General features: G+C 53.2%; 16 protein-coding genes and 1 pseudogene. 8 read left to right on the plus strand and 9 right to left on the minus strand.

Annotated features, from left to right (window positions below):
• Positions 1 to 30 precede the first annotated feature (30 nt).
• Both MCON_RS01940 and MCON_RS01945 read right to left on the minus strand, forming a co-directional pair.
• Complete coding sequence (locus MCON_RS01940) at positions 31 to 543, minus strand: DNA polymerase ligase N-terminal domain-containing protein (RefSeq protein ID WP_013718366.1); 513 nt, start codon at positions 541 to 543, stop codon at positions 31 to 33.
• A gap of 173 nt (positions 544 to 716) precedes the next feature.
• The gene (locus MCON_RS01945) at positions 717 to 914 is read right to left on the minus strand and encodes a hypothetical protein (protein ID WP_048131688.1); all 198 of its coding nucleotides are present in this window, start codon (positions 912 to 914) and stop codon (positions 717 to 719) included.
• On the opposite strand from MCON_RS01945, the pseudogene MCON_RS01950 reads away from it, so the two are divergent.
• Both MCON_RS01950 and MCON_RS01955 read left to right on the plus strand, forming a co-directional pair.
• A pseudogene (locus tag MCON_RS01950) lies at positions 900 to 1,178 on the plus strand (ABC transporter permease); the annotation flags it as partial. The gene MCON_RS01945 and the pseudogene MCON_RS01950 overlap by 15 nt on opposite strands.
• Before the next feature lie 90 nt (positions 1,179 to 1,268).
• The gene (locus MCON_RS01955; RefSeq protein WP_013718368.1) at positions 1,269 to 1,913 is read left to right on the plus strand and encodes an acylphosphatase; all 645 of its coding nucleotides are present in this window, start codon (positions 1,269 to 1,271) and stop codon (positions 1,911 to 1,913) included.
• A gap of 90 nt (positions 1,914 to 2,003) precedes the next feature.
• On the opposite strand, the gene MCON_RS01960 is transcribed toward MCON_RS01955, so the two are convergent.
• Complete coding sequence (locus MCON_RS01960) at positions 2,004 to 3,269, minus strand: methanogenesis marker 16 metalloprotein (protein WP_013718369.1); 1,266 nt, start codon at positions 3,267 to 3,269, stop codon at positions 2,004 to 2,006.
• A gap of 314 nt (positions 3,270 to 3,583) precedes the next feature.
• Between MCON_RS01960 and guaA the strand changes: the two genes are divergently transcribed.
• The gene (gene guaA / locus MCON_RS01965) at positions 3,584 to 4,492 is read left to right on the plus strand and encodes a glutamine-hydrolyzing GMP synthase (RefSeq protein WP_013718370.1); all 909 of its coding nucleotides are present in this window, start codon (positions 3,584 to 3,586) and stop codon (positions 4,490 to 4,492) included.
• A gap of 19 nt (positions 4,493 to 4,511) precedes the next feature.
• Here guaA and MCON_RS01970 read toward each other — a convergent pair whose 3' ends face one another.
• From MCON_RS01970 to artA, 4 genes are read right to left on the minus strand one after another with little or no spacing between them, the layout of a single operon-like run.
• Positions 4,512 to 4,931, minus strand: a complete 420-nt coding sequence (locus MCON_RS01970; protein WP_083804641.1) for a dihydroneopterin aldolase family protein — start codon at positions 4,929 to 4,931, stop codon at positions 4,512 to 4,514.
• Positions 4,817 to 5,488, minus strand: a complete 672-nt coding sequence (gene pssA / locus MCON_RS01975) for a CDP-diacylglycerol--serine O-phosphatidyltransferase (RefSeq protein ID WP_013718372.1) — start codon at positions 5,486 to 5,488, stop codon at positions 4,817 to 4,819. The genes MCON_RS01970 and pssA overlap by 115 nt, the downstream gene beginning before the upstream one ends.
• Complete coding sequence (locus tag MCON_RS01980) at positions 5,485 to 6,150, minus strand: phosphatidylserine decarboxylase (RefSeq protein WP_013718373.1); 666 nt, start codon at positions 6,148 to 6,150, stop codon at positions 5,485 to 5,487. Before MCON_RS01980 ends, pssA begins: the two co-directional genes overlap by 4 nt.
• Complete coding sequence (artA, locus tag MCON_RS01985; RefSeq protein WP_232844317.1) at positions 6,147 to 6,926, minus strand: archaeosortase A; 780 nt, start codon at positions 6,924 to 6,926, stop codon at positions 6,147 to 6,149. Before artA ends, MCON_RS01980 begins: the two co-directional genes overlap by 4 nt.
• A gap of 143 nt (positions 6,927 to 7,069) precedes the next feature.
• On the opposite strand from artA, the gene MCON_RS01990 reads away from it, so the two are divergent.
• Together MCON_RS01990 and MCON_RS01995 are read left to right on the plus strand one after the other, a co-directional pair.
• Positions 7,070 to 10,738: a S8 family serine peptidase gene (locus MCON_RS01990; RefSeq protein ID WP_157863628.1), complete on the plus strand. Its 3,669-nt coding sequence runs from the start codon at positions 7,070 to 7,072 to the stop codon at positions 10,736 to 10,738.
• A gap of 23 nt (positions 10,739 to 10,761) precedes the next feature.
• Positions 10,762 to 11,742 carry a radical SAM protein gene (locus MCON_RS01995; RefSeq protein WP_202795817.1) on the plus strand — a complete coding sequence of 327 codons (981 nt, stop codon included), beginning with the start codon at positions 10,762 to 10,764 and terminating at the stop codon, positions 11,740 to 11,742.
• 38 nt (positions 11,743 to 11,780) lie between these two features.
• Here MCON_RS01995 and MCON_RS02000 read toward each other — a convergent pair whose 3' ends face one another.
• Positions 11,781 to 12,446: an HD domain-containing protein gene (locus tag MCON_RS02000; RefSeq protein WP_013718377.1), complete on the minus strand. Its 666-nt coding sequence runs from the start codon at positions 12,444 to 12,446 to the stop codon at positions 11,781 to 11,783.
• A 109-nt stretch (positions 12,447 to 12,555) separates the two neighbouring features.
• Here MCON_RS02000 and MCON_RS02005 point away from each other — a divergent pair, with 109 nt between their 5' ends.
• Positions 12,556 to 13,740, plus strand: coding sequence for an ABC transporter permease (locus MCON_RS02005; RefSeq protein ID WP_013718378.1), 1,185 nt, complete (start codon positions 12,556 to 12,558; stop codon positions 13,738 to 13,740).
• Between the two features lie 7 nt (positions 13,741 to 13,747).
• Entirely contained in the window at positions 13,748 to 14,923 is a 1,176-nt protein-coding gene (locus tag MCON_RS02010) for an ABC transporter permease (protein ID WP_232844318.1), read from the plus strand.
• Between the two features lie 24 nt (positions 14,924 to 14,947).
• On the opposite strand, the gene MCON_RS02015 is transcribed toward MCON_RS02010, so the two are convergent.
• On the minus strand, positions 14,948 to 15,736 hold the full coding sequence (locus MCON_RS02015) for a hypothetical protein (RefSeq protein WP_013718380.1): 789 nt from the start codon (positions 15,734 to 15,736) through the stop codon (positions 14,948 to 14,950).
• A 331-nt stretch (positions 15,737 to 16,067) separates the two neighbouring features.
• Here MCON_RS02015 and MCON_RS02020 point away from each other — a divergent pair, with 331 nt between their 5' ends.
• Positions 16,068 to 16,367: a hypothetical protein gene (locus tag MCON_RS02020; protein WP_013718381.1), complete on the plus strand. Its 300-nt coding sequence runs from the start codon at positions 16,068 to 16,070 to the stop codon at positions 16,365 to 16,367.
• The last annotated feature ends 301 nt before the right edge of the window (positions 16,368 to 16,668 follow it).

Below are 16,668 nucleotides of genomic sequence, written 5' to 3' on the forward strand. Positions count from 1 at the left end.
TCTTTCGGGCTTTTTGTGGAGGAGATCTTCCTATGATTCCGCCTTCTCATCCCGCATCTTGACCAGGAGCCAGCCGCGTGGGGTCCTGGTGAGGGCGAAGCCGCCCTGCAGCCTTTTGCCCTTTAGCCAGAATGAGGCATGGCCGCCTTTCAGGGCCTGGGAGAGGGAGATTTCCTGGCCATCCTTATTTGAAAGGTTCTGGTATATGCCCCGATCCCAGATGGCCACTGTTCCTGCACCGTACTCGCCCTCGGGAATAGTGCCCTCAAACGAGGCGTATTCAATCGGATGGTCCTCGGTCTGGACTGCCAGGCGTTTGTCCTTTGGATTCATGGAGGGGCCCTTGGGAACGGCCCAGGATTTCAAAACCCCATCTACCTCCAGCCGAAAGTCGTAGTGCAACTGGCGGGAATGGTGCTCTTGCACCACAAAGATCTGGCTGCCCGAATTCGCTCTCTTATCGGCGATCTTTGGAGGATTGGGCTCAGAGGTAACAGCGAAGTTCCTCTTCTCTTGATAGCTTTTAAGCGCATCGGGGTTCATAGGAATCCTTCCATTATAGTTTGAGCAGTGCCAGCAGAGGAGCACCAGCATCAACCCTTTCAGATGCATGCTTTGCAGATGTATAAATTCTATCTACTCACTATCCGAGGGGGCTTTTGATTGGAGTCCTCTATGATCCTTGTGCGCTTTCAGTGGCTCAATGCTTCATGCGATTATTGTTTATCCAGCGCCAGCTCATCACCCACATTCAGGCCGTGCCCGGAGGGGGCCCTCATCTTGAGGAATAGATCCCCCTTATTTATGCCAGCATCGGGGATCTCCTCTTCGACGATGTTGCTTTCCAGGATCTCCAGGGCCCGGCAGTGCTCCTTGGCCAGGGCGCCTCGGATTGATATATCCTTATAAAACACATCCTGCCCAATGTAGTCTCGCCGATTGTGTTGCTGGCGACCCTGAACATGGCCGGAGCGATCCTCTCCCTAGCCGGCCTGGGATTCCTGAGTCTGGGAGCCCAGCCGCCCACTGCAGAGTGGGGCTCGATGCTCAGCGATTCCCAGGGGCTGATATTTTCTGCGCCCTACCTGATATTCATCCCCGGCATAGCTATTATGATCACAGTGCTGGCCTTCAACCTTCTTGGCGACGGACTGAGGGACGCCATTGACTCCAAGTCTGGAGGAATGGCGACGAGATGCGAGGGTAATGCAATACTGCCGAATTCAACCCAAATCCTTTTCTCTCAGGCGAACCTATTTTAGACTTAGATGAAGCTCAAGATCACAATCACTGGTCCGAAGGTTAATGACGTTGGCTACCGTTACTTCCTGTTAGGCATTGCCATGTCCAATAGGATCAGGATGTTTGAGGCTCACAATATGAGAAGCAGCGAGGGCCAGGCAGTCCTAGCCTTTGCTGATGGCGATGAGGAGGCGATTAAAGCCTTCTGCGCTCAGATTGAAACAGAGCGTCCCGCCCGTTCCGAGGTGTCAAATATTGTCTTTGATGACTTTCAGGGAGAGGTCATGAGGATAGGAGAGTATGCTCAGTTCTGCGCTACGATCCAGTTGAATAAAGCCATCCCTGTGCTGCTTGATATGAGAGATGACTTGAGAGCAGTGCGAAAGAACACCGACTTGATACCTCAGATAAAGGAAAATACAGATGCCATACCTCAGATAAAGGCAAACACAGATGCTATTCCTCAGATAAAGGCAAACACAGATGCCATACCTCAAATAAAGGCAAATACGGATGCCATACCTCAGATAAAGGCAAATACAGACGCTATTCCTCATGTCTTGGGTGAGATCAAGGGCTTGAGGGATGACATCCAGCCTGGATATGCGAACAACTTCAGGCAGGTACAGGCCGATGTCCGGGCGATAAAGGAACGCCTGGGCATGCAGTAAACTAGAATTTAATACATAGGGAGCGCGGAGGGGTCACGAATACCCCTTCTTCAGGTTGGGGATGAAGTGAACCCGGGCATCTGCTCGCCCTCACAATCGTTCCACCATCTCGGTAATTCTAAAGGATCCATTCAGAATCTCCTCTTTCAGCCTTTTTGCTAACCCCATCGCCCTTGCTCTATCCGATTGGCGGAGCTGAATGGGAATTGTCCTCTCCCCCAGGCGGATGGCCCCCAGCCTCCCCTGGAATGCCCCGCCGCTGCACTGGGAGACGCACAGGCCGCAGTTGAAGCACTTTGTTTTATCGCGCAAAACCCGGCCATCCTCGATGCTTATCGCATTCATGGGACAGGCTGGCGCTGCAGTGCACCTGGTGCAGCCTTTGCACCTTTCCGGATCGAACTGTACCTCCAGGTCGACAGAATCCCAGACATCCCCGTAAGTCGACTTGCCGATCTTCTGGCGTACATTCACATCCATTATGGTGAGAGGGATATCCCTATCCTGAAGCAGTATGCTCCTTAAGATGTATTCATTCAGCACAGGGATTGGCACCGCCCAGGAACCTATGCACTCCGGGCCGGCTGAGGTCGCAAATCCGCCCATGTACTCCGGGTCCATATGGCGCATGTCCGCCATCCCGAGGAGGTTAGGCCTGGTGGGCATGGAGCGGGTCCCCGTCCCCATCACAAATCCCTGCGCTCCATTGATGAGAATGCGGGTTCCAATGCCAATAGTTTCCAGGTGGGGATCATTCTTGATGGGATTGATCTGGCCGCATCCAGAGACCGTGGCTGCGGCAAAATGAGGCGGAAACTCCAGCCTGCTGAAGATGGTCTTCAGGGGGAGGCCTTTGGGATTGACGAAGGCCACATAGTTCTTGAAGGCATTGCGAGTGGAGAATATGCGGGCATAGGGGATCTCATCCAGGCAGATGTCCTTTTCCAGGAGGTCTCCATTTTCTGCCAGAACCTCCACCAGGACATCCTTTCCTTCCACCAGCTCCCTTAAAAGGTGTCCTCCCCCGTAATCCGGCTGGCGTATGCTGTGCGCGGTGCCGTAGACCATCAGATCGATGATACCCAGTCGCTCATTGGGACACGGCCCTGGATAGGCAGGAACGCCGTTGATCCTGGCGCTGCTGGCGCGGATGAATGAGCCAGGGGCTGCCAGGGGAAAGGAGAGCACAGCATAGGTGCCGCTCATTATCGCCCGGGTGGCGGTGGTGACAACGTCCACATCCTTCAGGCCGATCTCTCCTTTCTCTTCTACCATCTCAGAGATCTCCTGCTGGGTGAGAACTGTTGCCTTTCCGCTCTTAATACTCCTTTTTATGTCCTCCACAGTTCGGCTCATGGCTATCGCATTCAGCCCATCAGCATAAAGCAGCTGCGATCTATCTGGAAAAAAAGACGCCTTGCTAATCGTGATATTTTTCGCGGGGAGGGCCGGAGGGATGAGCCCTCCCCAAGGGCATAGTGATCCCACTCTCCTATACCAACAATATCCTTCTCCTGATAATTTAAAGCCCTATTTTTCATGTAGTTCTCATATTGAGATCACCTGAAAGAATTTCCCGCCCGCATTCTGCCATAGTCTGGGTGACGGTCAGAGGAGATGTCGTCACCGTAAACCTCAAATCTTGGGACTCGGGCATGCTAATCATGGCCATGAATGCGGAGCGTTTCATTGAGAACGCCATTGCAGAGATCAAGCGCGATATTAAGGGTCGCGCTATTATCGGTTTATCTGGGGGTGTAGACAGCTCGGTATGCGCTATGCTTGCTCATCGGGCATTGGGTGACCGGCTGGTTCCTGTCTATGTGGACTCCGGGCTGATGAGGCAGTCTGAGTCCGATCGAATTGAGGAGCTATTCAAGGATCTGGGCCTGGTGCGGGTCAATGCCCAGGACCGATTTCTAGAGGCTCTTAAAGGGGTTGTTGATCCTGAAGAGAAGAGGATGGTGGTGGGAGAGACATTCATCCGGGTCTTCGAGGAAGAGGCGCGCAGGATCGGCGGCGATTGCCTCATTCAGGGCACCATCTATCCAGACAGAATCGAATCGGACGGAGGCATCAAAGCCCACCACAATGTAGGAGGCCTCCCCAGCCGGATCGAGTTCAAGAACATAGTTGAGCCTCTGCGCGACCTGTACAAGGACGAGGTTCGCCAGGTGGCAAGGGCTCTGAGCCTCTCCCCTGAGATCAGCGAAAGGATGCCTTTTCCCGGTCCTGGGCTGTCGGTCAGGATCGTAGGAGAGGTCACTCGGGACAAGCTGGATGTGGTCAGAAAGGCGAACGCCATTGTTGAGGAGGAGGTGGAAGAGTTTTCTCCCTGGCAGGCATTTGCCGCCATCCTGGGAATGGCGACCGGGGTCAAGGGAGACAACCGGGTCTATGGATATGTGGTCGCCGTCCGGGCAGTCACCAGCCGCGATGCCATGACCGCAGAGGCGATGGAGCTTCCCTGGCAGGTCCTCAGACGCATCTCTGGCCGGATCACCGGGGAGATCCCGACAGTCTCCAGGGTGGTCTACGACCTGACCCCAAAACCGCCGGGCACTATAGAGTTTGAGTAATCGAGCCTTAAGGAACGCTCTATTTCAGGCTCATAAGGGGATAGCACCTCTCCCGGTCGTACTCCAGCCGGGCGGAGATCACCTCCCCTTCATATTCTATCTCCACCAGGGCCCAGATCATCCTCCCTTCCAGCTCGCCGTAGCCGAAGACATTTTCAGAGAGCATATCCCGGTCTATCCTCACCTCGACCCTCCGCACATAAGGCTGAAGGGAGATACTCTCTTCGATGGCCTTCTCAAGGCTGGATGCTGTCCTCATTCCCACTGGCGAGCCCACGAACTGGTGATAGAGTGCTCCCAGCTTTATTCCTGCCTCAAAGGCTGCTATTTCCCTTTTTGTAGGCGTGAAATCACCACCGGACTTAACAAATACATGATTATCAGAGCGCCCAACAGGATCGCGGTATAAATGGTATTGCTCTGAAAAAAGACCGCCCAGGCGGCAGCAATGGTGAAGAAGCCCAATATAGACAGGACTCTCTTGTCCCTTATCTTGGGATATGGTATGCTGCTTATCATGAGCAAAGCCAAAATGAGCATGAGTGTAACGGCAAGCCCAGGCCGCCCCAATAGGACGCTGGCTGATAGAGCCATGCCTGCAGCAGGAATGGGCAGGCCCTCGAAGAGCTGATCGCTCTTGTTTGAGATATTGAACCTGGCCAGGCGGAGGGCTCCACAGATGACAAAGAAGATCGCTGCCGGCCAGATCAGGAAGGGGAGGCTGAATGCCTGAACAACAAGAAAGGCCGGCGCTACACCAAAGGACACCAGGTCTGCCAGGGAGTCCAGGTTAGCTCCCAGGGGACCGGATCCCCTCTTTCTGGCTACAAATCCGTCCAGTCCATCTGCTATCGCTGCTAATATTATGAGAACGACTGCTACCTTTAAGATATCCAAAGATTGTGATTCGCAGATGACGAGGATGGCAGCAAATCCCAGAGCGATGTTCAACATGGTGAACAGGTCTGGCGGCCGGAGTGCGCGCAGGATATTCATGAAGTGACTCCTGGTGACCCAGAAGAGACTAGAACTCCTGATGAACCTGATGCCACTGGAACTCCTGGCAGCTCCGAGTTGCACTTGATGGCAAGAACCGTCTTCCCCGCCCGGACGCTATCTCCAATGGCCACTTGCAGCTTGTATCCCCTGGGAATGGTGGTCTCCACCCGCGAGCCAAAGCGGATCATGCCTATCCTCTCCCCCCGGAGGACGTGATCTCCGGGTTTGACATAACAGATGATCTCTCTTACAAAGGTCCCGGTGATCTGGCACAGCTGAATCTCTCCGTCCTCGGTATCGATTCTAATTCTGTTTTGCTGGTTTTGGCACGAGCGGTTTAGAAAGGCTGGGAGGTGAGTGCCTTTCCTTTGCTCCACACTGATTATCGTCCCATCTAAAGGCGACCGGTTAACGTGCACATCGCCGAAGCCCATGAATACGGTGACCTTCTCAGGGGTGGCCTGAATGATCCTTCCGTCTGCTGGAGAGAGCATACCCTCGCTTTGCGGCAGACGGTCTGGGTCCCGGTGAAAGAATATCATGAACAGCAAACCCATAAAAGCGGCAGCCGATATGTACCAGTTCCCGGCAGCGGCCAGGGCAGCGGTCAGGATAATGGGCACCGATATCCATCCGCGGGAGTCTTTTGCCAGCTTCAAGCGGCATCTCCTCTGGGGTGTCTTATGTCCGCTGCCAGCTCATCTATGATCGAGAGGAGTTCGGGGAGGAGCAGGAATATCATATAGGATATCAGCAAGAGAGCAGCAACAGATCCTATCTTGGCGATCAGATTATGGGCAACCTCAAAGCTTGCGCTTCCAAACCAGCTCCAGCCGTAGGCCATGATCACGAATCCATTTCTCACTAGGTTCAGGATATAGATGGAGATGATAGAGACCACAAGAGCTGCCGCCCTCCGGCCGATTGGTGCTCGGACGGATATGATGAGTCCTGAAAAGAGGGCGATGCTCTCAATGGCGGTGCAGGCGAGGATGATCTCCACCGACCTACCGTTCAGAGTCATGATATTCCAGCCGGGCATGACCACCGGAACAGATAGAGCCTGAAGGGCTTGCACAGTCATGAGGGTGGTAAACCCTATCAGTGCCTCTCTCAGGGGCTCGATCTCGGCGAATGGAAAATAGACCATTCCGCATACTGCAGCGGCATAGCTTGCCCAGAGCTGGGCTTTGGAGGGGCCGCTCCTTCTAGTCATTATCCAGGCCATATAAAAGCACATGAGACCGGCAGCAGTGAAGAGGATGGCATTGAAGTAGTCATTGATGGCCAGATAGTGCCCGGGCTGAGCCAGCCAGAATACGCCAAATAGGAGCCATCCGGACAGGGCGATGAGGCTCTTTTTGGTCAGGGATGATACAAGCAGCAGAAGCAAGCTGATCCAGAGCAGATAAGAAGCCAGCCAGTCCAACATCATTCACCTAAGAAGTACCACAGGTTTATTTAGCATTATCTACTTACATCGCGATGATATGAACTTGGTGGGGGCTGGATTCACACCATTTATGGGTTTGGTTGATCATGGATCGAAATGCTTTTATTTTATTTTCTGCAGCGAGCGTGCTTCTCCTGGCCGTGGCCGGAGCGCAGATAGCCGAAGCAGGGTCATCTGATGCCGTCGGAAAGATAGATGCTGATCTGGCAGAGATGCTCGGTGGTGCGGGAGAGGAGAGGATACCTGTGATTGTGATGCTGAAGGGCACCGAGGCTCTGGATATTGACGGCTTCGATGTCAAGTACAGCTATCAGCTCATCCCCGGCCTGGCTGGAGAGGCAAGCAGCACTACCATCCGAGAGATGGCAGAGAGCGATAGAGTATCCGCTATCTATTTCGATGATCCTGCGAAGATATCGGCACCAGTCGAGGATATCGCATCTGCACCGGATAATGCTCTGGTTTATGATAACTCTTCCGTCGATGGGCAGGATAACGATTCTGATGGCCCATCAGATGGTTACATCTCTCCCGCCCGGATCATCAAAGCGGATAAGCTCTGGGAGATGGGGATCGATGGCCGGGGGATAAACGTTGCGGTGATCGATTCAGGCATCGACAAGAATCATCCCGATCTGATCGGCAAGGTGATCGCTGAGAAGAACTTCCTGGCCAATGAGATCACAGCAGACGATCTTTTGGGCCATGGCACAATGATCGCCGGGATCATCGCCGGCTCAGGTGCCAGCTCGGGCGGAAGATATGTGGGAATTGCCCCCGGGGCGAGCCTGATCAATGTCAAGGTGATCGACCAGAATGGCGATGGCAGGGTATCGGATATCATCGCCGGCATTGAGTGGGCCATCTACAATGGCGCTGATGTTCTGAGCCTCAGCCTGGGAGGGATAAACCTGGGCGAGACCAATCCCCCCATAACCATGGCCGCAGATAATGCCGCGGATCAGGGTGTGGTGGTATGTGTGGCTGCGGGAAACCGCAACAGCACTGAGAACGAGAATCAGCTGTCGGGAGCATCGTCCAGCCAGCTTCGAGGCTCTCCTGTCGAGCTCTCCCAGACGGAAGAGAGCAGCGGCAAGGACGTCTATTTCCTGTTTGTGCCCATCGTCTTCGCCCTGCCTCCGGGGCTGATAGACTCGCCAGGCGACGGGGTGAATGTCATCACCCTGGGTTCAACCGATGCCGCGGGGCATATGGCCAGCTTCTCCGGTTCCGGGCCGACCAGGGACGACAGGATCAAGCCGGATGTCGTCGCTCCGGGAATGGATATCATCTCCACAGTGCCCGCTGGCCTTGAGGGGCCGGAGTATGTTGATACTTATTATGCCCGGGAATCGGGGACAAGCCTCTCCACGCCCATTGCCGCAGGTCTCGCTGCCCTTCTCTTGCAGGAGTGGAGCAACCTAACTCCCGCAGGGATCAAGGGGGCGATGACCAGGGGAGCGGCCAAGCTCAATAACACCCATGGGGTGGCTTACGAGGCATACTATCAGGGAACTGGCCTGTTGGATGCTCTACATTCCTATCAGCTCCTGGAGGAGCTGGGAGATGGGATGAGCGGCGTTGTGCCTGATCTGTGGAAGCCGGGTCGGTGGGCATATCTGCCCTCAGGAGAAGGAGTCTATGTGGGCCTGGATACAGGAGCAGACCGGCCGCAGAAGAAGATCTATGCCCTTGCCCCTGGAGACCGCGACTGGAATACCAGGTTCGTGTTCTTCAGCAACCGGGAGAGAGATGGGATTTCCCTCTCCGCTCAGGGGGAGATAGCAGATTGGGTCAGCCTGCAGGCCCTTCCTGAGCATATATCATCCAACAGTCAGCATGTCTTTGCCGCATCCATCCAGGTGCCGGAAGATGCGGATCCTGGAGATTATTCCGGGTCGCTTGATATCACCGACTCCGGAGAGACGGTCCTTGAGATACCGGTCAGCCTGACGGTGGCAGAGCCCCTATCCATCTCCCTGGGAAAAGGAGGGAATTCCGGAAGCCTGACCGGGAACCAGTGGGATTACTATTATCTGGATTTGCCGGTGGGATCGAGGGGGATTGAGGTCAGGCTGGACTGGAACTCCGAATCGGATTCCATTGATGCTGATCGAACTGATTCCAACTCAACGGCTTTTAGCTCCACCAACGCCAGCTCCACGGACCTTGGCTCCAGCCTGGACCTGTTCCTAATATCCCCCACCAGCGAGTACTATGCCGGAGGGCCGGAGGGCAGCTCCAAGAGGGTAGCAATCGAGAGCCCGCCTTCGGGAAGGTGGCTCGTGGCCGTGTATAGCGAGAATGCATCCGTTAATGCCAGCTATACCCTCCAGGTGGAGCAGGAGATGATAGAGCCCACTCCCAAGCGGTGGCACATAGACTCCGCCAATCCGGGAACGAATGCCAGCATCGAAATCCTGCTGGAGAATAGAGGTCTGGCGATGGAGAATCTGAGCTATGCGGCAGTTATCGAGAACGAAAGCCTGGTGGAGTATGAGGGCAGAGTGGGATTGAAGCAGATCTGGAACCAGACGGTGAATGTAACCGATGAGACCATAAGGCTCTCTGCAGAGCTTGCCACCATTGAGGGCAGCAGATACAGCGAGGTGGCCCTGGTCTTTGAGGATCCCGATGGAATGGCAAGCGAGGAGCATGCGGATTTGGGGTCGGGATATCTCGGTCCGGTGGAGGTCTCCAATCCCCAAGCTGGCAGGTGGGCGATCAACGTCTATGGGTATAATGTCCCCGAAACCGGCCAGCCCTTCAGGCTCACTGTCAAACAATACAAAGAGGAGCCCTGGAGCTGGATCAGCATCAGCGGCCCTGACCGGCTGGAGGCAGGCAGCAACCAAACCCTAAGGGCCAGCCTTGCCTTGCCCCAGAATCCTGCCCAACACCAGCTGCAGGGATACTTAAAGATCTGGGCTAACAATAGCAGCATCCAGATCCCGGTGAGCATCTCGCTGGCCGGATCAGGGCTTGTCGGCCTGAGCTCGGAAAAGGTGCTGGACGAGGATGAAGATGGCAAGCATGACCAGCTGGTTTTGGGATTCGGGGTGAATGTCACCATTCCAGGAAATTTCAGGCTGAATGGGGTGGTGAACGATTGCCTTGGGAATAGGATCGATGTGATAGATCAGAGCCAGAGGCTGGATGAGGATGGAGTTATCCATGTCAACGTCAGCGGCACCGATATCTGGAGAGCGGCCAAGTGCGGCCCCATCAGAATCGAGAACCTGGTCCTCTACGATAATACTGGCAACTACCTTGATCGCTATGAAGAGGATATCCGCATAGATCGTGATCCCAAAGAGTTCCAGGCGCCTCCTGCCTACATCAGCGGATTTGTCAATCAGACCACTATGGAGGTCATAGCCGTTGGGGTCAACCTATCGGTGACAAAGCCGGGAACCTATCGGATCGATGGGTTCATCCTGGATGATTCCGGGAAGGAGATCGGATACGAGAAGGTTGAAGAACGCCTTAATCCGGGCAACCACACCCTCAGCCTCGAGTTCAGTCCCTCAGATTTTATTATCCTGGAGGAGGTCTCCCGGGTTCGGCTGGTTGATCTGGTTCTGACCTCTGACGGGGAGGAGCTGGAGAATAGAGACCTGGCCTGGACCTCAGAGGAGATGGACCCCCTAGCATTTAGAGCGGTGCCTGGGTCTGGGGAGGCCATGGCATCTCAGGAGTCGGTGGTCCCAGCAGGCTCTGACTCTAATCTTCCCTTTCCGGCAGCAGAGGGAGCGGTATTGAGACGGGAAAATGGTACGGTGGTCATATCCTGATACCTTAAATGTCTCTTTTTCATGTGACAAGAGAGTCGGACATACCGCTGGTGGGATGTCTGTACTTCGGAGTGGTGGATCGAGGGAGCAATCTCCTGCAGATAAGGCCGAGCTGCGGCTGCAACTTAAGCTGCCCCTTCTGCTCGGTTGATGCCGGTCCCAGCTCGAGGTCAAGGGTGACAGACTATCAGGTGGACCTGGACTATCTGATGGAGGCGGTTCGGGAGATAGCTCCCTTCAAGGAACCCGGGGTGGAGTGCCATATCGACTCCCCTGGGGAGCCTATGCTCTATCCGGATATCGTAGAGCTGGTAGGGAGGCTGAAGGGGATAGGAGAGGTCAGTGTCGTCTCCATGCAGAGCAATGGCACTCGTCTGGATGAGGAGATGATCAGATCTTTAGAGGAGGCGGGGCTGGACAGGATCAACCTCTCCATGCACGCTTTAGATCCGGAGCTGGCGGCGTATCTGGCGGGAAGGCCGGGATTTGATGTCCAGGGGCTTATAGAGACAGCAGAAAATATTGCCAAAAGCAGAATCGACCTATTGATCGCGCCGGTGTACATTCCGGGAATAAACGACCAAGAGATTCCAAAATTGATCGATTTTGCCATTAGATCAGGAGCGGGAAAGAGGTGGCCGCCCCTGGGGATTCAGAAGTTCGAGCACTACCGGCTGGGCCGATCGCCGCGGGGCGTTCGTGCGGAGAACTGGTGGCACTTTTATAACCGCAGCATGCCGCAGTGGGAGAAGGAGTTCTCTCTGCCCCTGAGGCTCAAGGCGCAGGATTTCGAAATTGAGAAGCGGCCCATGATCCCCACGGTCTTCAAGAGAAATGAGAAGACAAAAGTGGAGATAAGAGCTCCCGGCTGGGTAGAGGGAGAGCAGCTTGGAGTTGCAAAAAATCGGGTGGTATCGGTGGTGGACTGCCCGAAAAAAGAGGGGAGCGTGCGGGTGAAGATAGTATCCAATAAGCACAATATCTATGTGGCTGTTCCAGCTTGAAGATGGGCATTATCAGCTTTGCTGCACGCAAAATTGCTTTAAGGCGAATGCTCCTCGATCTCCTCCTCCAGATCTTTCAGATATCTTCTCAGCACCTCATTTCTCCTGCTGGCCATCTCTTTTCCTCTCCTGGTATGCATTCGGGATTCCAGCCTGAGGAGCTTTCTGTAAAAATGATCCAGATTCCATTTGCCGTCATCCGGCTCACGTCTCTTGCAGAAAGGATCCTGAGGGCTGTAGAATGCCCGGTTTATAGACCCGCCGGTCATAAAGGCTCGGGCTATGCCGACAGCGCCCATGGCATCCAGCCGGTCGGCATCCTGAAGTATTTTTCCCTCCAGGGTTTCAGGCTCGATTCCCTGGGAGAAGCGGTGCACCTCGATCGCATAGAACACCTTCGCTTTTTTCTCTTCAGGCAGATCGATTTTCTCCAGAAACTGGCACACTGCCTCCCGTCGCCTGACATCTTGATCCTGCTTTGCATCTAATGAGCCAAGAGAATGCTTAGATCCCTCTAAAGCATCATGCAGTAGAGCTGCCAGGAGAAGAACAGGCATGTCCGCCCCCTCGGCCAGGCCGATCACTTTGGCATTATGATAAACCCTTAAGATATGAGAAAAGTCGTGCGCAGGGTCCGCATCCTTATACAGCCTCTCGACATCTTCCCGCAGTGATTGGGTGAAGATTTCTTCCTCAAAGCACATCGATCTCGGGCTGCTTTCCAGCCTTAAATAATCTATCGATGGATCTTCATCGAATAGAAGCTCAGCCCAGCAACTTGATAAGAGAAAACATCATAGTGGGGAAAAAGAGGTGCCCGACCTGCCCAGCAATATCGTTTCCGCCTTCGAGCTGACCGTCGCCATGAGGCATATCATCTATCGAAAGAGAGGAACCCTCCTCTCTGTAGCAGCCATAGCCCTGGCAGTATCCATCTCTCTCGTCTCTATATTCATGATGGACGGCTTTAGGGATATGCTCTTCGATGTGATCATCGAGGACCTTCCTCATGTCACCGTCACCCCCAAAGAAGGCGACGATTACATCTACCTCTATCACAGCCTCTCTGATCGCATTTGGGACATCCCAGGGGTGGTGGCTGTATCCGCCAGCCTGGGCACCAGTGCTACATTCACATATAAGGAAAATGTGGAGAATGTAGCCATGTCAGGGGTTGATCCGGAGGACTTTGAAAGCATATACCATCTTGAGGAATATATGATCAAAGGGGACCTTATCTCCGTCCAGAGCGGCAAAAAGGTGATCTTGGGCAAAAAGCTCTCTGAACGGCTGAAGGTCAAGATGGGCCAGACCATCTATGCCAGCTTTCCCGATGCCAGGGGCACCAGCCTGATGGTTTCAGGCATCTTCGATCCGCCCGTCGGCTGGCCAGAAGACCTGGCCATCGTCTCCCTGGAAACCGCCAGGAGCTTTCTGAATGAAGGGGATGTGGCATCTAATGTTGATATAAGGCTTGGGGATATCTACCAGGCAGATGCCGCTGCCAGATCTCTGCAGGATTACGGATACAAGGCGGATAGCTGGCAGAAGCTCTACCCGGAGATCCTGGAGACCCTGGCTATAGAGACCTTCGAGAACAATCTGATAATGCTATTGATCCTGATCATCGCCTCCTTTGGAGTGGGAAGCGTCATGTACCTGCTGGTAAACGAGAAGACCAGCGAGATCGGCATGCTGATGGCCATGGGCGCGAAAAGGCAGAGCATAATGAATATATTCCTGATCGAGAGCGGCCTCTTGGGGCTGATGGGCGGAGCGGTGGGTGCAGTCCTGGGCCTCGCCCTTTCCCTTTATCTCGGTAATCTGGAGTTCTCAATGGAAGCCCCCGGCGGTCAGAAGATCACCTTGCCGGTTGTGATCAGCCTGGAAAGCTTCCTGGTGATAATAATCGCTGCAATTGCATTGAGCATCATCGCAGGCTCCTATCCCGCTTACAAAGCATCGAGGCTTGATCCCACCCAGGCCATAAACGCATGAAGAGATATTGAAGGAAAAAATGATGTACGAGTTTTCCATCGCCCAAAGACATATCCTGAGAAATCCCAGGATGGCCCTGTTCACAGTTGCTGCGGTGACTCTGGCGGTGGCGATCATCGTTCTTTTCATGGGAATTATGAGCGGCTTTCAAGAGGAGATCATTACCACGACGGTGGAGAACAATCCTCACATCTACATCCAGCCAAAGGAGGATGAGAACTATATCTATCTCTACAGAACCGTCTCTAATATTCTATGGGCATATCCCGGAGTAGAGGCGGTCTCGGCGAGGCTGGCAGGAAAAGGAGCCGCCAAATACAAAGACGAGGTTCGAGCAATCAGCTTCCTGGGGGTCAATCCAGAGGACGAGGACCGGATGATGGATGTCAGAAGCGACATTATCTCCGGAGACTTTCAGGATTTGGAGCGCCGGAAGTATGCTGCCTTCATTGGAACCGGCCTGGCAGAGAAGCTGAAGATAGGTCAAGAGGATGACTTCACCCTGACGAGAGGAAACATATCCCTCCGAATAAAGGTTGCAGGCCTTTTTGAGACAGGCACTGCAGCAGACGATTCCCTGATATATATTCCTCTGATGCTGGCTCAGGATCTGATAGAAATGGGGGACGTGGTCTCAGAGGTCGACGCCAAGGTGGCTGACATCTATCAGGTCTCACTCATCACTACCGACCTCAACCGGCGATTTGCATACGATTCAAAATCCTGGCAGGACATGAATGCCGATATCCTTAATCTCATTGAGACCCAGAGAGTATTCGCCTGGATATTTTATCTTCTGATCTTCGCCATAGCCGGTTTTGGAATAGCCAATACCATGATCATGATAGTCTCCCGCAGGACGCGGGAGATAGGCATTCTCATGGCTATGGGCGCCACTCGCCGGTCCATCCTCAAGGTATTTATCCTGGAGAGCCTGATCCTGGCCCCACCTTCTGCTCTGATGGGCGGGATTCTCGCTTATCTCTCAGCTCAGCTTATAATGTCCTATGAGATCGAGCTCCCCTCAGAGATCTACATGATATCTAAAATGACCATCTCCATGAAGCCGGAGTTCTTCGTCTGGGCGGTTGGCATTGCTCTTACGGTCAACTTCGTGGCCGGGCTCTATCCCGCCTGGAAGGCCTCCCGTATGGATCCAGTGGTAGCGATCGGCAGCGCATAGAGATCATCGGAGATGGTATGAAGGCTATAATAGATGAAATTTAGATCCTCTTGAGAATACTTGATAGTAATGAGCCTGGCACTTCCTTTCCATAAGGCAAAGCGCAGCTTCCTGCAGCTCGTCCACCATATCAGCAGGGACGTATGCTTTCGGTGTCTGGGAACGAGCGATGCAGGCGAGCACTGGCGAAGAGATGCATTCCAGCAGGCTTTTTACCCTATCAAGCCTCTTCTCGATAGCTCCTTTTGCCAAATCCCTCTCATCGGTTGTACATAGTCCATCCAGGTCAAAGCCTATAACCACCGGAAGGCTGTTTTCCTCCAGATCGACTTCCAATGCATGAACTCCAATGCTCTGAGGGGCAGGGACCAGCTTTCCATTCTGCTTTCTCAATTTCGTACTTGCGCCATCCCATTCTATAAGGTCGATTCTCTTTTTACCGGCAGAAGAGGATCTTATTCTTGTTCTTGGCGCATCCAAGAACTCCCCCCCAAAAACCCTTCCGTAGGCGTCTATTTTCTCCTTTCTCGGGTCAAAATGGTATAGAGATCCTAAGATTCCATAGTGAAAGGCGGGGCAGGTGAAGTTCCCCTCGTTCAGCCTTCTCTTAGCGTATTCATATATCTCTGGCATCATCCTATCAAAATAGTCGAATATGTTCCTTCCTTCCTTCGCCGGCAGCCGCGGGCAGTCAGAGAACATGTCATGGTGCCTGTCAATCCGGACCACAACTAAGGGCATCTTATGCCTGCAGTATTCTCTGATCCAATAGAGAAGGATCTCATTATGAGAGTCGATTATTACTGTCTGCATGATGCATCTCCCGACAGTCAGGCTAAGCCATAATTATAACTATTAAACCTTTAATTATCTAATCTAGATAAAGCTATCTGTATTGTATCCGAATAAAAGCTGAAATGCTCAAATCAAGCTTCGCAGCCATCACGCTCTCAGAGGCATTTTCATGCGCGTCGCATCCAAGTCATTAGTGAGCAACAGAAAGCCTTGGTTCATCAATTGAATGCCAGAGAAGAAAAAGCATAGAATCGCTTCGTGCCAAGCCTATTGGTCGGATATTCACAACCCCATCCATCCGATGCAATAAGGGAAAAATGGATCTAGTTGAAGCGAAAAACAAATATTTATGAGCAATAATGATGAGGATCTGTCTTCCTTTCTCATGGATTTTGGATTCACAGAGGATGAGCTCTTTGCGGTCACATATGAGCTGGACTCCTATCGGTCGATTCCCGGGACAACTGTGAAAAGGTACCTGAACAGGATACTTCAGAACATCAAAGAGGGGGATCGGGAGGCATTCTTGAAGGGAATTATGGTCGGGGTGGTGATCCGGAAGGCAGCGGATTCAATGGTGGAACCGGAGCTCACCGAGGAGGAGATTAGAGTGGCAAAGGAGATCGAAAGGCATAGATTCTCAGATTAAGTCCAATTAAGAATCTCATGCGGCCATGCCAAAAGGAAAAGAATGGCTCCTGGCTATGTGGTGTGGTTGAACTTGAATCGGAAATCTCTGTGTCTCCGTGACTCTGTGGTGAAACGCTATGCTCTGACTCAACCACAGAGGCGCAGAGGAGCAGAGGCTATAATCTCTGCCGTGCCTGACTCACATAATTCAGCGAAGAACAATTAACCACAAAGCTCACGAAGGACACAAAGACCGCGCCAAAGGATTATTGTGCTATCAAGAACCGGATTAACCTTTGCGAGGCCTTTGTGATCTTTGT

The sequence above is a fragment of the Methanothrix soehngenii GP6 genome, assembly GCF_000204415.1.
Classification (GTDB): Archaea; Halobacteriota; Methanosarcinia; order Methanotrichales; family Methanotrichaceae; genus Methanothrix; species Methanothrix soehngenii.

Bases quoted from the DNA above. Each gene is read 5' to 3' on its own strand.
- MCON_RS01940 (WP_013718366.1), bottom strand. From the start codon at position 543: ATGAACCCCGATGCGCTTAAAAGCTATCAAGAGAAGAGGAACTTCGCT.
- MCON_RS01955 (WP_013718368.1), top strand. From the start codon at position 1,269: ATGAAGCTCAAGATCACAATCACTGGTCCGAAGGTTAATGACGTTGGC.
- MCON_RS01960 (WP_013718369.1), bottom strand. From the start codon at position 3,269: ATGAGCCGAACTGTGGAGGACATAAAAAGGAGTATTAAGAGCGGAAAG.
- guaA (WP_013718370.1), top strand. From the start codon at position 3,584: ATGAATGCGGAGCGTTTCATTGAGAACGCCATTGCAGAGATCAAGCGC.
- pssA (WP_013718372.1), bottom strand. From the start codon at position 5,488: ATGAATATCCTGCGCGCACTCCGGCCGCCAGACCTGTTCACCATGTTG.
- artA (WP_232844317.1), bottom strand. From the start codon at position 6,926: ATGATGTTGGACTGGCTGGCTTCTTATCTGCTCTGGATCAGCTTGCTT.
- MCON_RS02000 (WP_013718377.1), bottom strand. From the start codon at position 12,446: ATGTGCTTTGAGGAAGAAATCTTCACCCAATCACTGCGGGAAGATGTC.
- MCON_RS02015 (WP_013718380.1), bottom strand. From the start codon at position 15,736: ATGCAGACAGTAATAATCGACTCTCATAATGAGATCCTTCTCTATTGG.
- MCON_RS02020 (WP_013718381.1), top strand. From the start codon at position 16,068: ATGAGCAATAATGATGAGGATCTGTCTTCCTTTCTCATGGATTTTGGA.